The organism is Aeromonas sp. R7-2, assembly GCF_040908105.1.
Classification (GTDB): domain Bacteria; phylum Pseudomonadota; class Gammaproteobacteria; order Enterobacterales; family Aeromonadaceae; genus Aeromonas; species Aeromonas caviae.
The window spans coordinates 146,759-160,736 of the sequence record NZ_JBFODC010000020.1 but is presented as its reverse complement, the minus strand read 5'-3'; the positions used below and the strand labels follow the sequence as shown (position 1 = coordinate 160,736).

General features: G+C 62.6%; 16 protein-coding genes and 1 pseudogene. 13 read left to right on the top strand and 4 right to left on the bottom strand.

Annotation, left to right across the window (positions count from 1 at the left end; translation table 11 throughout):
• Positions 1-145 precede the first annotated feature (145 nt).
• Positions 146-586 carry an azurin gene (gene azu / locus AB5Y47_RS06145; RefSeq protein WP_010673672.1) on the top strand — a complete coding sequence of 147 codons (441 nt, stop codon included), beginning with the start codon at positions 146-148 and terminating at the stop codon, positions 584-586.
• 181 nt (positions 587-767) lie between these two features.
• Complete coding sequence (locus tag AB5Y47_RS06140; protein WP_103244534.1) at positions 768-971, top strand: hypothetical protein; 204 nt, start codon at positions 768-770, stop codon at positions 969-971.
• On the opposite strand, the gene AB5Y47_RS06135 is transcribed toward AB5Y47_RS06140, so the two are convergent.
• Complete coding sequence (locus tag AB5Y47_RS06135) at positions 968-1,537, bottom strand: HutD family protein (RefSeq protein WP_324041967.1); 570 nt, start codon at positions 1,535-1,537, stop codon at positions 968-970. The two genes, AB5Y47_RS06140 and AB5Y47_RS06135, sit on opposite strands and share 4 nt — an antisense overlap.
• A gap of 129 nt (positions 1,538-1,666) precedes the next feature.
• Positions 1,667-2,089 (bottom strand): MarR family winged helix-turn-helix transcriptional regulator, encoded by a 423-nt coding sequence (locus tag AB5Y47_RS06130; protein WP_050498310.1) that lies wholly within the window; start codon positions 2,087-2,089, stop codon positions 1,667-1,669.
• Positions 2,090-2,170: 81 nt separating this feature from the next.
• On the opposite strand from AB5Y47_RS06130, the gene AB5Y47_RS06125 reads away from it, so the two are divergent.
• From AB5Y47_RS06125 to AB5Y47_RS06115, 3 genes are all read left to right on the top strand, one after another.
• A complete protein-coding gene (locus tag AB5Y47_RS06125; protein ID WP_042881651.1) occupies positions 2,171-2,470 on the top strand; it encodes a DUF3861 domain-containing protein in 300 nt (99 codons plus the stop codon).
• A gap of 131 nt (positions 2,471-2,601) precedes the next feature.
• Positions 2,602-3,573: a nucleoside hydrolase gene (locus tag AB5Y47_RS06120; protein WP_239053847.1), complete on the top strand. Its 972-nt coding sequence runs from the start codon at positions 2,602-2,604 to the stop codon at positions 3,571-3,573.
• A gap of 95 nt (positions 3,574-3,668) precedes the next feature.
• On the top strand, positions 3,669-3,998 hold the full coding sequence (locus AB5Y47_RS06115) for a DUF3634 family protein (protein WP_039039207.1): 330 nt from the start codon (positions 3,669-3,671) through the stop codon (positions 3,996-3,998).
• A gap of 90 nt (positions 3,999-4,088) precedes the next feature.
• On the opposite strand, the gene AB5Y47_RS06110 is transcribed toward AB5Y47_RS06115, so the two are convergent.
• Positions 4,089-4,997: a LysR family transcriptional regulator gene (locus AB5Y47_RS06110; protein ID WP_368220013.1), complete on the bottom strand. Its 909-nt coding sequence runs from the start codon at positions 4,995-4,997 to the stop codon at positions 4,089-4,091.
• 119 nt (positions 4,998-5,116) lie between these two features.
• On the opposite strand from AB5Y47_RS06110, the gene AB5Y47_RS06105 reads away from it, so the two are divergent.
• The 8 genes and pseudogenes from AB5Y47_RS06105 to AB5Y47_RS06070 all read left to right on the top strand — a co-directional run bounded on the left by AB5Y47_RS06105 (position 5,117) and on the right by AB5Y47_RS06070 (position 12,962).
• Entirely contained in the window at positions 5,117-5,560 is a 444-nt protein-coding gene (locus AB5Y47_RS06105) for a carboxymuconolactone decarboxylase family protein (RefSeq protein WP_010673680.1), read from the top strand.
• Positions 5,561-6,066: 506 nt separating this feature from the next.
• Positions 6,067-7,155, top strand: coding sequence for a cytochrome o ubiquinol oxidase subunit II (gene cyoA, locus AB5Y47_RS06100; RefSeq protein ID WP_080767819.1), 1,089 nt, complete (start codon positions 6,067-6,069; stop codon positions 7,153-7,155).
• 3 nt (positions 7,156-7,158) lie between these two features.
• Positions 7,159-9,135, top strand: coding sequence for a cytochrome o ubiquinol oxidase subunit I (cyoB, locus tag AB5Y47_RS06095; RefSeq protein WP_041211612.1), 1,977 nt, complete (start codon positions 7,159-7,161; stop codon positions 9,133-9,135).
• A pseudogene (locus AB5Y47_RS06090) lies at positions 9,104-9,751 on the top strand (cytochrome o ubiquinol oxidase subunit III); the annotation flags it as partial. The gene cyoB and the pseudogene AB5Y47_RS06090, both read left to right, overlap by 32 nt.
• Positions 9,752-10,081, top strand: a complete 330-nt coding sequence (locus AB5Y47_RS06085; RefSeq protein ID WP_010673684.1) for a cytochrome o ubiquinol oxidase subunit IV — start codon at positions 9,752-9,754, stop codon at positions 10,079-10,081. It begins immediately after the preceding pseudogene.
• An 8-nt stretch (positions 10,082-10,089) separates the two neighbouring features.
• On the top strand, positions 10,090-10,983 hold the full coding sequence (cyoE, locus tag AB5Y47_RS06080) for a heme o synthase (RefSeq protein ID WP_010673685.1): 894 nt from the start codon (positions 10,090-10,092) through the stop codon (positions 10,981-10,983).
• A 165-nt stretch (positions 10,984-11,148) separates the two neighbouring features.
• Positions 11,149-12,510 (top strand): MFS transporter, encoded by a 1,362-nt coding sequence (locus AB5Y47_RS06075; RefSeq protein WP_041213223.1) that lies wholly within the window; start codon positions 11,149-11,151, stop codon positions 12,508-12,510.
• A gap of 83 nt (positions 12,511-12,593) precedes the next feature.
• Entirely contained in the window at positions 12,594-12,962 is a 369-nt protein-coding gene (locus tag AB5Y47_RS06070) for a DUF1428 domain-containing protein (RefSeq protein ID WP_010673687.1), read from the top strand.
• Positions 12,963-13,104: 142 nt separating this feature from the next.
• On the opposite strand, the gene tauD is transcribed toward AB5Y47_RS06070, so the two are convergent.
• Positions 13,105-13,956 carry a taurine dioxygenase gene (gene tauD / locus AB5Y47_RS06065; RefSeq protein ID WP_043155533.1) on the bottom strand — a complete coding sequence of 284 codons (852 nt, stop codon included), beginning with the start codon at positions 13,954-13,956 and terminating at the stop codon, positions 13,105-13,107.
• Positions 13,957-13,978: the final 22 nt, after the last annotated feature.

Genomic DNA, 13,978 nt, shown 5'->3' with positions numbered 1-13,978 from the left:
CGGGCCCGCAGGCTGGCCCAAAAGCGGTCGTCCTTCGGTGACATTTGAATACAATGAAGATCGATCCTGACAGCATCTTTGCGGGTCTCGCCCACGGGGGCGAGATGCCTGTGCTGTCATCCTTCGTCAATCAAAGGAGAACGTGATGAAAAAGGTGTTAACCCTGCTGCTTCTTGGCTCCCTCGCCACCCCGGTCCTGGCCGACGAGTGCGCACTGGTGATCGAAGGCAATGACGCCATGCAGTTCAACCAGACGGCGATGAGCGTGCCGGCCACCTGCAAGGAGGTAACGGTGACCCTCAATCACACGGGCAAGCTGCCGGTGGCCAACATGGGCCACAACTGGGTGCTGGCCAACACCGCCGACTATCAGGCCATCGCCACCGCCGGCATGAGCGCCGGGGTCGATCACGACTACCTGCCCAAGGATGACCCCAGGATCCTGGCCCACACCAAGCTGGTGGGGGGCGGCGAGAGCACCAGCGTCACCTTCAAGACCGACGGCCTGGCGGGCAAGGATCTCACCTTCTTCTGCTCCTTCCCGGGCCACTTCGCCCTGATGAAGGGGGCCTTCAAGGTGGGGTAGTGCCAAGGACTGTGTCGCCGCCAGCACAAACAAAAGCCGGGAGGGTCCCGGCTTTTTTGTCTTCGCTTGCGCTGCGTCGCGGTGCTTTCATGATCTGGTCTGGGGTGGCAAGGGGATGAGCGGCGTAGAATAGGCCGCAAATGGGCCAGTGGCCCGCCTACGCCCCTTCGGAAAAGAGAGCATGAACGCAGTGAAATGGATGCTTGGCTGTTGCCTTATGCTGTTGTGTGCCATGGCGCTGGCCGCCGAGCCCCCGGTGAAGAAGAGCCGGAGCGGCATCTGTCACCCCAAGGGCGGCACCTACTACAGCCGCACCAGGCACTATACCCCCTATGACACCATGCAGGCCTGCCTCGACAGCGGGGGCCGTGCCCCCCGGCGTTAAACGGCGGCTTGCTTGGGCTGCAGGGTAAAGAAGGCGAGGGTGGTCTTCTTCCCGCACTCGAAGCGGATGCTCTCCTCCCCTCGCACCACCAGGGTCTCTCCCGGTGCGACCTGTTGCCCCTGCACGGTGAGCTGGCCCTCCAGCAGGTGGCAGAGGTAGCACTTGTCCGCCTCCAGGGTGAGGCTGAGGGGGAAGGGCAGGTTCAGCACCCGCACGTTGGCGCTGATGCGCGCCGGGTGGTAGATGAGCCCGAGATCCGTCACCTCTTTTTTCAGCAGCTCGCAGCGGGTCTCGTCATCCCCGCTGAAGTGGGCTGCCTCGAAGGTGGCGTAGGGGTGGCCGTTGAGCACGAAACCGGCACCGCTGACGGGCAGCAGGATGCGCTGGTAGCCGGGAAAGCGTGAGAAACTCCCCGCTTCCTTGATGGGGGCCGAGCTCAGCCGGTAGTCAAAGTCGAGCTTGTCCAGGGTCGAACCAGGGGGGGAGATCAGGATCTGGGCCGTGGTGCCCTGCCTGTTCTTCCAGGGCATTTTCAACTGGTCGGACTCTTTAATCAGGGTGATCACGATGGCGCCTCGGCGGGAAGGGGAGAGTGGGGCCAGTGATACCATCTCCGGGAGTGGCTCACAAGGCGCCGCCAGCACAGGCCGCGCTGGTTGGCCACAAATCAGGCAGCGGCCCCCCTGACGCTGACCCTAATCGGTCGACTCAAGCCCTTTTTCTATCTTGTCCAGCAGTTGCTGCAACTGCGCTATCTCCGCCGGCGTCAGCAGGGAACACAGCCGTTCGTCGAGCCGTGCGGCCTCCTGCTCCCCCTGGTTGACCCGCTCGCAGGCCAGCGGGGTCAAGGCCAGACAGATGCTGCGTCTGTCAGTGGGATGGGGCCGCTTCTCGATGAGCCCCTGTTTCTCCATCTCCTGCAGCAGGCGCGTCACCTGCGCCTTGTCGCGGCCCGACCGCTGCGCGATGAGCTGCGGCGTGGCGGGATCCAGCGCATGGATCAGTTGCAGCACCTTGTAATGGAGGGGGCTAAGGGCGATCTGCTGTGCCCGGAAATGCTGCGTCATGGCGATTTTGTACTGATCGAGGATCCGGAAGAGGCGGTTTGACAACTTCATGGTTGATAAAGTCAACTTAAAAGGGTTTAATTGATTTTATCAACCATATGGGCAAAAGCCCAGCCCGAGAGGAGATGAAAGATGCCACACACCTATCGTGTACAGGTCCAGTCGCTGGACCGCGAGGTGCCCCCGTTGCAGTTCGACTGCCAGAATCACGACGACATCTTTGCCATCCTGGCGCTCAGCAAGGGGAAGCTGGCCATGTCGGAGCAGGAACATCAGGCGTTTATCGTCGGGTTGAAGCTGTTTGGTGAAGTCATGATGCAGCATCGCAAAGAGGAGCTGTTCAAGGGGTTTCTCCCCCATTTCAAGCAATTCATGGGGCAACTGAAACGCACCGCCAGGGGAGAGGAGGCCGTGGTCGCCCCTTCCGAGTAACCCTGCCCTGACCCAAAGGGCGAGTGGTCCCGCCAGCATGCCTGATGCAAAGGAAACCCCGAGGTTGTGATCCCGGTGCTGTCAAAGCGGCGACGGCCCGCTACACTGGCAGCTCGTTTCACGGAGGACCCATGACCCACAAGATCATTCTGGATACCGATCCCGGCATCGACGATGCTATGGCCATTCTGTTTGCCGAGGCGCACCCTGCCATCGAATTGCTCGCCATCACCACTGTGTTTGGCAATGCCACCATCGAAAACGGCACCCGCAACGCCCTCTGGCTCAAGCAAAAATATGGCATGAAGGCGGACGTGGCCCGGGGCGCCGCCGCGCCGCTGCTGCGCGAGCCCGTGGGCCCGACGACGGTGGTGCACGGCCCGAGCGGGTTTGGCGACGTCCAGGCGGGGGAGGTGACCCTCATCCCGGATCCCCGCCCGGCCTGGCAATACATCGTCGAGACGGTGAAGGCCCATCCCGGCGAGATCACCCTGGTGACCATCGGGCCCCTCACCAACCTGGCGCTGGCGCTCGAGGCGGCCCCCGAGGTAGCCGCCCTGGTGAAAGAAGTGGTCGTGATGGGCGGCGCCTTTGGCGTCAACGGCCATCGCGGCAACGTGACCCCCTATGCCGAGGCCAATATCCACGACGATCCCGATGCGGCGGACCGGGTCTTCACCGCCCCCTGGCCCCTGGTGATCATCGGGCTCGACGTCACCCAGCAGAGCATCTTCACCGCCGACTATCTGGATGCCCTGCGGGACGATGCGGGGGAGCCGGGCCGCTTCCTGTGGGATGTCAGCCGCTTCTACCTGCGCTTCTATTCCGAGCGCATCGGCATGGCGGGGTGCCATGTGCACGATCCCTCCGCCATCGCCTATGTGATCGATCCTGCGCTGTTCACCCTGCGCAAGGGGCCGGTGCGGGTCATCACCGAGGGGCCCGCCATCGGCCATACCCTGCAAAAATTTGACGACACCCGCCATCCCCATGACGAGTGGGCCGACTGCCCGGCCCAGCAGGTCGGGATCGCGGTGCGGGATCAGGCCCTGCTCGCCCTCTATCGGGATACCCTGGTGGCCTGGGGCAAGGGGCGCCGATAAGGCCCGGCAGTGAGTGAAAGCGTGATGGCGGCCGGGTCATGGTGAGGCGCCCCCGGTTATACTGGCGAACATCGGGTTGACGGGAGGAAGACGCAATGGCCTGGTTGTCTCTGTTGGTGGCGATAGCCCTGATCGGGTGGTTGATGACGCTGGGGCGCGGCGCCCTGTTCGAGGTCCGGCTCGCGCCGGGCAAGGTGGTGGTGAAGCGGGGCTCGGTGCCGCCGCGCTTTGTGACCCAGGCGACCCAGATCCTGCACCATGAGCCGGTGCGCGGGCGCATCCTGGGCTTGCGGGACGGCAACGGGGTGAGGCTGGTCTTCTCCCGCTCCATCCCCGAGCCCGTGGCCCAGCGCCTGCGCAACATCTTCCCCTACGGGGATTACCGGGGGCTCTCCCCAAGCCCTGACGGGCGAAAATCACGCTGAGCGGTCGCCGTGGCGACCCTCATTTCCAGACGCCGGGCCCTGTGCCCGGCGTCTGCGTTTTCAGCGTTTCGCCAGGAGGCCCTGTTGCGGTCAGCGCGGCCCTTGCAGGGGCCTGATCGCCTCGACCAGAAAGTCGATGAAGGCGCGGGTCTGGGGTTTGAGGAAGCGGCCGCCACGAAACACCGCGTGGATCTCGTCCTGGCGATCCTCGTAGGGGGAGGCGAGCCACTCTGACAGCAGCGGCAGCAGGGTGCCCTCGTCGATGCTTTGCTGCACCATCCAGCTCGACAGCAGCAGCACGCCGCACCCCGCGAGGGCGGCGCAGAGCAGGGGCGTGCCCCCGACCGAGGCAAGGTTGCCCTGCACCGCCACCTTCTCGCGCTCCGTGCCCTGCTGGAAGTACCAGTGCTGGCGTTGGCGCCCATGCCCGCGAATGAGGCAGTTGTGGTGGGCCAGCTCGGCGGGATGGACGGGTTCGCCATGGCGGGCCAGATAGGCGGGGGAGGCGACCAGCAGCGAGCGGTTGGTGAGCAGATGGCGAGTGTGCAGGCTGCTGTCGGCGGGCTTGCCGATGCGCACCGCCACGTCCACGTTCTCGGCATCGAGATCCACCATGCGGTTGTCCAGCGCAACCTCCAGGCGCACCCCGGGGTAGCGGGCGAGGAAGTCGGGCAGGCGGGGAGAGAGCCAGGACGCGCCGAAGCTCTCGAACACCGAGACCCGCAGCGGCCCCTCTGGCGCCACCGAGAGGGGTTGCAGGGATTGCACCAGCTGATCCGCCTCCTCCAGCAGGGGCAGGGAGCGGGCGAGAAAATAGGCGCCCTGCTCGGTCAGCACCAGTTGGCGGGTGCTGCGCTTGAAGAGCGGGATCCCGAGCTGCTGCTCCAGGGCGTCGATGGCACGGGTCACGGAGGAGGGGGCCTGGTTGAGGGCGCGGGCGGCACGGGAGAAACTGCCCGATTCCACCACCTGGGCCAGGATGCGGATGCGATCCAGCATGGATTCACCTTTGCGATAAACGCAAAACTGTTGCAGGTTATGACGATATTCTAATCAACAATGAAAAAGTGAACAATCAGCTCACCGCCCCATCCGGGGTCCATCACAGGAGTCTTGCCATGTCACACCGTATCCAGCTCGCCAACCAGGTGCCCGCCGCCGTCTCGGCCATGATGGGCCTTGAGTCCTACCTCGGGGGCACCGACATTCCCCTGTCGCTCAAGGAACTCATCAAGCTCCGCGCCTCCATGATCAACGGCTGCGCCTACTGCATCGAGATGCACGCCGACGTGGCGATGAAGCACGGAGAGAGTGCCCAGCGTCTGCTGGCGCTGGCCGCCTGGCAGGAGTCGCCGCTGTTCGACGCCCGGGAGCGGGCGGTGCTGGCCCTGACCGACGAGGTGACCCTGATCGCCGACAAGGGGCTCACGACGCAGACCTATGAGGCGGCGCTGGCCCAACTGGGAGAAACCCTGCTGGCCCAGTGTCTGGTGCAGGTGGTCACCATCAACGCCTGGAACCGGATCGCCGTGGCGACCCGGATGGAACACGATCACTCCTGACTCCGACTCCGAGGGAGGGAGAGAAAACGATTGTCAACGGGCCCGCACAAGGGCCCGTTTTGTTACGAAGTGTGCCTTCTGGCGCCAGGGGTTGCGACCGTTGTCGGGGGGCGGGAAGTTAATCATACATTCGTTTGATTAATTATTTTTTTAATCTTCCCCGAAAAATACCCATCCAGATCAAGGTGTGGAAAAATGACCTGTGAGTCGAAAAGGGGCTGTATGGCTCTTTTTTGATCGCAATGGCGGGTTAAAAACAGACCAGATGGATCTTTTTGGTTAATTGGTGGTCACTTTTGGTGGCGCGAGAGATTAACGGAAGATGAATTGCCGCGGTGTAACTTGAATAAATTGGTCATTGTCAAGGGATTAACATCTGATACCGCTTTCCATCACCTTTTGAACATTTTTGGGATTAATTTTTCATGTTGTTCACATGCCGGTCTGATGCAATAAAATGCTGCATTTTTTTATACCAATAAGCCTTCAAAAGATGAGGACATTGCATGAGACTCTTTGATGTGAAGAGGGGCTTGGGCGCTTTGCTGCTGCTCGCGACCGCCAGCTTGCTGAGTGGCTGCGACATGGCACTGATGAGCCCCAAGGGGCAGGTCGGTATGGAGCAGAAGTCACTGATACTCACCGCACTCGGCTTGATGCTGATCGTGGTGGTGCCCGTGATTGTCATGGCGGTGGCGTTCGCCTACAAATACCGGGCGTCCAACACCAGTGCCACCTATGCGCCGGACTGGGCCCACTCCAACAAGATTGAGGCAGTCGTCTGGACTGTACCCGTCATCATCATCGTCATCCTGGCGGTGATCACCTGGAAAACTTCCCACTCCCTCGACCCCTACAAGCCGCTGGAATCGGACGTCAAACCGGTTCAGGTGGATGTCATTTCCCTGGACTGGAAGTGGTTGTTCGTCTATCCGGAGCTGGGCATTGCGTCGGTCAACGAGCTGGCCTTCCCGGTCAACACCCCGGTCAACTTCCGGGTGACCTCCGACACCGTGATGAACTCCTTCTTCATCCCGCAACTGGGCGGCCAGATCTACGCCATGGCCGGCATGCAGACCAAGCTGCACCTGATTGCCAACGAAGCGGGCGAGTACAAGGGCATCTCCGGCGGTTACAGCGGTGCCGGTTTCTCCGGCATGAAGTTCAAGGCCATCGCGACCCAGGACCAAGCCGGTTTCGACGCCTGGGTAGCCAAGGTGAAGGCCTCTTCCAAGGCCCTGAGCACCATGGATGAGTTCAATGCCTTGGCCAAGAAGAGCGAAAACCACCCGGTGGAGTACTTCGCCAGCGCCGATCCCAAGCTGTTCGTCAACATCATCAACAAGTTCATGGGCGGCATGTCCCATGGTGGTCACGCCACCCCGGCTGCGGGCTCCGCGGATCACGAGGGCATGAACCACGAGGCCATGAACCATGACGCCGCCCCGAAAGCGGGTGCCATGGACCACGAAGGGATGAACCATGAGGCCTCGCAAGAGGACGCCATGGAGAACCAGGCCATGAACCATGACGCCCATGCCGGACACATGGCCATGTCGGCCGACAAGAGTGTGAAAGCAGGATCCGAGGAATAATCGATGTTTGGAAAATTGACACTCGAGGCTATTCCGTACCATGAACCCATCATCATGGTCACGATAGCCGGTATCATTCTGGGGGGCCTGGCCATCGCCGGTCTCATCACTTACTACGGCAAGTGGCAATATCTGTGGAAAGAGTGGCTGACCTCGGTCGACCACAAACGCCTCGGTATCATGTATCTCATTCTGGGCATGGTCATGCTGCTGCGTGGCTTTGCCGACGCCGTGCTGATGCGTGGCCAGCAGGTCATCGCCTCCGGCGGTGGCGAAGGCTACCTGAATGCGCACCACTACGACCAGATTTTCACCGCCCACGGCGTCATCATGATCTTCTTCGTGGCCATGCCGCTGGTGATCGGTCTGATGAACATCGTGGTGCCGCTGCAAATCGGTGCCCGTGACGTGGCCTTCCCCTTCCTGAACAACCTGAGCTTCTGGTTCACCGCCGCGGCCGTGGTGCTGATCAACGTCTCCCTCGGGGTCGGTGAATTCGCCCAGACCGGCTGGCTGGCCTATCCGCCCTTGTCGGGGCTGGAGTTCAGTCCCGGGGTCGGGGTCGATTACTGGATATGGAGTCTGCAGATTTCGGGTCTGGGGACCCTGCTGACCGGCGTGAACTTCTTCGCCACCATCATCCGTATGCGTGCCCCTGGCATGACCATGATGCGCCTGCCGGTCTTCACCTGGACCGCCCTGTGTGCCAACATCCTGATCATTGCCTCCTTCCCGATCCTGACCGTCACCATCGCCCTGCTCACCGCAGACCGCTACCTGGGTACCCATTTCTTTACCAATGACATGGGTGGCAACATGATGATGTACATCAACCTGATCTGGGCCTGGGGTCACCCCGAGGTGTACATCCTGGTGCTGCCGGTGTTCGGGATCTTCTCCGAAGTGGTAGCGACCTTCTGCAAGAAGAAGCTGTTCGGTTATACCTCCCTGGTGTGGGCGACCGTGGCGATCACCGTGCTGTCGTTCATCGTCTGGCTGCACCACTTCTTCACCATGGGGTCCGGCGCCAACGTGAATGCCTTCTTCGGCATCACCACCATGATCATCTCCATCCCGACCGGGGTGAAGATCTTCAACTGGCTGTTCACCATGTACCGGGGTCGCATCGAGTTCACCTCGCCCATGCTGTGGACCGTCGGCTTCATCATCACCTTCACCGTGGGTGGCATGACCGGGGTACTGCTCTCCGTGCCGGCCGCCAACTTCGTGCTGCACAACAGCCTGTTCCTCATCGCCCACTTCCACAACGTCATCATCGGCGGCGTGGTGTTCGGCTGCTTCGCCGGTATCACCTACTGGTTCCCGAAAGCGTTCGGCTTCAAGCTGGATGACGTCTGGGGCAAGCGAGCCTTCTGGTGCTGGATCACCGGCTTCTTCGTGGCCTTCATGCCGCTCTACGTGCTGGGCTTCATGGGCATGACCCGTCGCGTCAGCCAGAACATCGATCCCGAGTTCCACGGCTGGCTGGTGGTCGCCGCCTGCGGCGCCGGTCTGATTGCCCTGGGCGTGCTGTGCCAGGTCATCCAGATCGTGGTCAGCATCCGCGACCGCGAGAAGAACCGCGACCTGACCGGCGATCCCTGGGGTGGCCGTACCCTGGAGTGGGCGACGTCCTCTCCGCCGCCGTTCTACAACTTCGCCATCGAGCCGAAGGTCACCGGTCTGGACGCCTTCTGGGAAGCCAAGGCTGACGGCAGCGCTTACAAGAAGCCTGCCCAGTATGCCCCCATCCACATGCCGAAGAACTCCGGTGCCGGTGTCATCATCGCCGCCTTCAGCGTGGTGTTCGGCTTTGCCATGATCTGGCACATCTGGTGGATGGCCATCGCCGGCTTCATCGGCATGATCGCCACCTGGATCATCCACAGCTTCAACGACGATGTGGACTACTACGTACAGGTTGACGAGATCGAGCGCATCGAAGGTCAGCATTTCGACAACATCAACAAGGTGGCTTAATTCCATGGCGACTGACGTACTACATCACTCTCACGGTGCCCATGAGGATGGGCACCACGATGCCGGTGCCACCAAGGTATTCGGTTTCTGGATCTACCTGATGAGTGACTGCATCCTGTTCGCGACCCTGTTCGCGACCTATGCGGTCCTGGTCAACGGCACTGCCGGCGGCCCCACCGGCAAGGACATCTTCGAACTGCCGTTCGTGTTCGCCGAAACCATGCTGCTGCTGCTGAGCTCCATCACCTTCGGGTTCGGCATGCTGGCCATGAACAAGAACAAGGTCGCGGCGGTCAACACCTGGCTGTTCGTCACCTTCCTGCTGGGTGCCGGCTTCATCGCGATGGAAATCTACGAGTTCCATCACCTGATCGTGCACGAGGCGGGCCCGGATCGCAGCGGCTTCCTCTCTGCCTTCTTCACCCTGGTGGGGACCCACGGTATCCACGTGACCAGCGGCCTGGTCTGGATCATCGTGATGATGGTGTCGATCACCAAGAAGGGGCTGACCGAGCGCAACCGCACTCGCCTGATGTGCCTGAGCCTGTTCTGGCACTTCCTCGACGTGGTATGGATCTGCGTCTTCACCGTGGTCTATCTGATGGGGGTCATGTAAATGAGTCATTCCGTTGACAATCACGGCGCCAGCCACGGCAGCGTCAAGTCCTACATGATCGGTTTCGTGCTGTCACTCATCCTGACCGCCGTGCCGTTCTGGATGGTGATGGACGGCTCCGCCTCCCACGCCGTGGTGCTCGGCACCGTGGTGGCCATGGCGGTGGTGCAGATCTTCGTACACCTGGTCTACTTCCTGCACATGAACACCTCCTCCGAGGAGCGCTGGAACCTGGTGGCACTGGTCTTTACCGTGCTCATCATCGCCATCGTGGTCGTGGGTTCCCTGTGGATCATGTACAACCTCAACATCAACATGATGGTTCACTGAGCGGGTTGATGATGATGAAGCAATACCTGCAAGTGACCAAGCCGGGCATCATCTTCGGCAACCTCATCTCGGTTATCGGGGGATTCCTGCTGGCCTCGAAGGGGAGCCTGGATGTGCCCCTGTTCATCCTGACCATGGTGGGGGTGTCACTGGTGGTGGCCTCCGGTTGCGTGTTCAACAACTACATCGACCGGGACATCGACTGCATCATGGAGCGCACCAAGAACCGCGCCCTGGTGCGGGGGCTCATCGCCCCCGGTGTCTCCCTCTGGTATGCGACGGCGCTGGGCGTTGCGGGCATTGCACTGCTCTACTTTGCGGCCAATCCGTTGGCCGCCTTGCTGGCGGTGCTGGGCTTCCTGGTTTATGTGGGGGTCTACAGCCTCTACATGAAGCGCCACTCGGTCTATGGCACCCTGGTCGGCAGCCTCTCCGGCGCCGCGCCGCCGGTCATCGGCTACTGCGCGGTGAGCGGGCAGTTCGACTCGGGGGCCCTGATCCTGCTGGCGATCTTCAGCCTGTGGCAGATGCCGCACTCCTATGCGATCGCCATCTTCCGCTTCAAGGACTACCAGGCCGCCAACATCCCGGTGTTGCCGGTGGTGAAGGGGATCCCGGTGGCCAAGCTCCACATCACCCTCTACATCCTGGCGTTCATGGTGCCGACCCTGATGCTGTTCCTCGGCGGCTACGCCGGGTACAAGTATCTGGTGGTGGCCACCGCGGTGAGCGTCTGGTGGCTGGGGATGGCGCTGTCGGGCTACAAGGCGGCGGTGGACGACTCCCTCTGGGCGCGCAAGCTGTTCATGTTCTCCATCGTCACCATTACTTGCCTGAGCGTGATGATGTCGGTGGACTTCCAGCCGGACGCTGCGCCGGTGCTGGTGAGCATGCTGCCCTGATAGTGTGAACTGCACCCCTGAAATGCATGAAATCCAGAGCCGGGAATCTTCCCGGCTCTGCTATTATGGGCGCCGCCCTGCGAGGGGCATCGCCGATTTTTCGGGGGCGGCCGGGCGCCTGTCACCCCTTTCTTTTCCTCTTCTTTTTGACTCATCGAGGCCCTCATGAATGATTTCACCATGACGAGGGGCGAGCGACGCGCGACCTGGGCGCTCGGCTCCGTCTTCTCGCTGCGCATGCTAGGCATGTTTATGGTGCTGCCGGTGCTGACCACCTACGGCATGTCCCTGGCGGGCGCCTCCGAGGCGCTCATCGGGCTTGCCATCGGCATCTACGGCATGACCCAGGCCCTGTTCCAGATCCCCTTCGGCCTGCTCTCCGACAAGGTGGGGCGAAAGCCCCTCATCGTTGGCGGCCTGCTGATGTTTGCCCTTGGCAGCGTCATCGCCGCCCTGAGCGACGCCATCTGGGGGGTCATCGTCGGGCGCGCCCTGCAAGGGAGCGGCGCCATCTCCGCCGCCGTCATGGCGCTCCTGTCGGATCTCACCCGGGAGCAGAATCGCACCAAGGCGATGGCCTTCATCGGGGTGAGCTTTGGCATCACCTTCGCCATCGCCATGGTGACCGGCCCCCTCATCACCCATGCCCTGGGCTTGTCCGGCCTCTTCTGGCTCATCGCCCTGCTGGCCCTGGCCGCCATCGCCATGGTGCTCTGGGTGGTGCCGACCCCGGCGGCACACCTGCAAAATCGCGAGTCCGCCATGGTGCGAGGCAGCTTTCGTACCGTGCTCACCAACCCTCGCCTGCTCAAACTCAACCTCGGCATCCTCTGCGTCCACACCCTGCTGATGTCGAGCTTCGTGGCCCTGCCGCCCCTGCTGGAACGTGCGGGCCTGCCCCGTGACAGCCAGTGGCAGGCCTATCTGGTCACCATGCTGATCGCCTTCGTGAGCGTGGTGCCCTTCATCATCTATGCCGAGAAGCACCGCCAGATGAAGCGGGTCTTCATCGGGTGCGTGGTGGTGATGCTGGCCGCCGAGCTGGTGCTCTGGCAGAGCGGCCAGCAGCTGTGGGGTCTGCTCGCCGGGTTGCAGCTCTTCTTCATCGGCTTCAACGTGATGGAGGCGCTGCTGCCGTCTCTCATCAGCAAGGAGTCCCCGCCGGGCTACAAGGGCACCGCCATGGGGGTCTACTCCACCAGTCAGTTCCTCGGGGTCGCCATCGGCGGCAGTCTCGGCGGCCTGCTCTACAGCCTGGGGGGCGGCCCCCTGGTGTTTGGCGGTTGCGCCGCCCTGGCCCTCGCCTGGCTCGGGGTGAGCCTCACCATGGCCGAGCCCCCTTATGTGAGCAGCCTGCGCATCGTGCTGCCGGAAGGGGTCGAGGCCACCCCGGCCCTGGAGCAGCGGATCCGCGCCTGCGAGGGGGTGAGCGACGTGCTGCTGGTACGCGAGGAGCACTCCCTCTACGTGAAGGTGGACAGCAAGCGCCTGACCCGCAGCGATCTGGAGCGGCTGGTCTCTTTGTGATGGCTGGCTGCGCGGGGCGGCGCAGAGCGCGGGCTGAAGGGCGGCTGCTATGCTGAGATCCTCACTCACTGGAGGAACCTCTGATGTCATACGTGGACGGATTCGTGCTCGCCGTGCCGACGGCCAACAAGCAGGCCCTGATCGATCATGCGGGGCAGTTTGACCCCATCTTCCTCGAATACGGCGCCACCCGGGTGCTGGAGTGCTGGGGGGACGATGTGCCTCACGGCAAGCAGACCGACTTTTATCGGGCGGTGGCGGCCAGGGAGGATGAAACCGTGGTCTTCTCCTGGGTGGAGTGGCCGAGCAAGGCGGTGCGGGACGACGCCATGGGCAAGATGATGCAGGACCCCAGGATGGATCCCGCCAATCCCCTGCACCAGACCATGCCGTTTGACGGCGCCCGCATGATTTTCGGAGGCTTCACCACCGTGCTGGAGCTCAAGGGCTGAGACCTGCCATCGGGGCTTCACCCTGATGGCAGGAGCGCAAGGGCCGATAGCAACACCCAGTCCCGTCAGATGATGAAAAAGCCCGCCAGCCGGCGGGCTTTTTGCTGGGCGTTATCTCATGGTCGCTCTCCATGGGGGACGTTCAGCCCGGGCGCCAGAAGGGCTTGTCCCCGAGAATGGTGGCCCTGTGCATCACCCGGCGGGCCGGCAGGTAGTCGGCATTGGCATAGTGCTGGGTCACCCTGTTGTCCCAGATGGCGATGTCGTTCTCCTGCCAGCGCCAGCGCACCTGGAACTCGGGGCGGGTGATGTGCTCGAACAGAAAGCCGAGCAGGGCCTCGCTCTCTTTGGGGGGCAGCCCGGGCAGCCGGGTGGTGAACCCCTCGTTGACGAACAGGGCCTGACGGCCGCTCACCGGATGAGTGCGGATCACCGGGTGGCGCAGGGGCGGGTGACGGGCCACGGCCGCCTGCCAGCGCTGGCGCGCCTCCTCGCTGTCATCATGGCGATGGGCCGGGAAGGACTTGGTGAAGTCGTGCTCGGCTTCCAGCCCTGCCAGCAGGGTTTGCAGGGGAGGGGAGAGGGCCGCCAGCGCCGCGATGCCGCTGGCCCAGAGGGTGTCCCCCCCGGTGGGGGGCAGCTGCTTGGCGGCCAGAATGGCCAGTGCCGGGGGCGTCTCGATAAAGGTCACGTCGGTGTGCCAGTTGTCGTTGTCCGGCGGATTGTCATCGTGGGTATCGAGCACGATGATCTCCTCGGCCTCCTCCGTGTGGGGGTAGACGGGGTGGATGTGCAGATCCCCGAAGCGGTTCGCCAGCGCCCGCTGGGCTCGCGGGGTGATGGGCTGGTTGCGAAAGAACAGCACCTGGTATTTGAGCAGGGCGCGATGGAGCTGCTCGAACTGCCCCTGGCTCAGGGGCTCGGCCAGATTGACGCCGGCGATGACGGCGCCGATGTGGGGGCCGAGGGGGGTAATGGTCAACTTGTCGGTCATGGTCTTGCTCCATGTCTGGGGG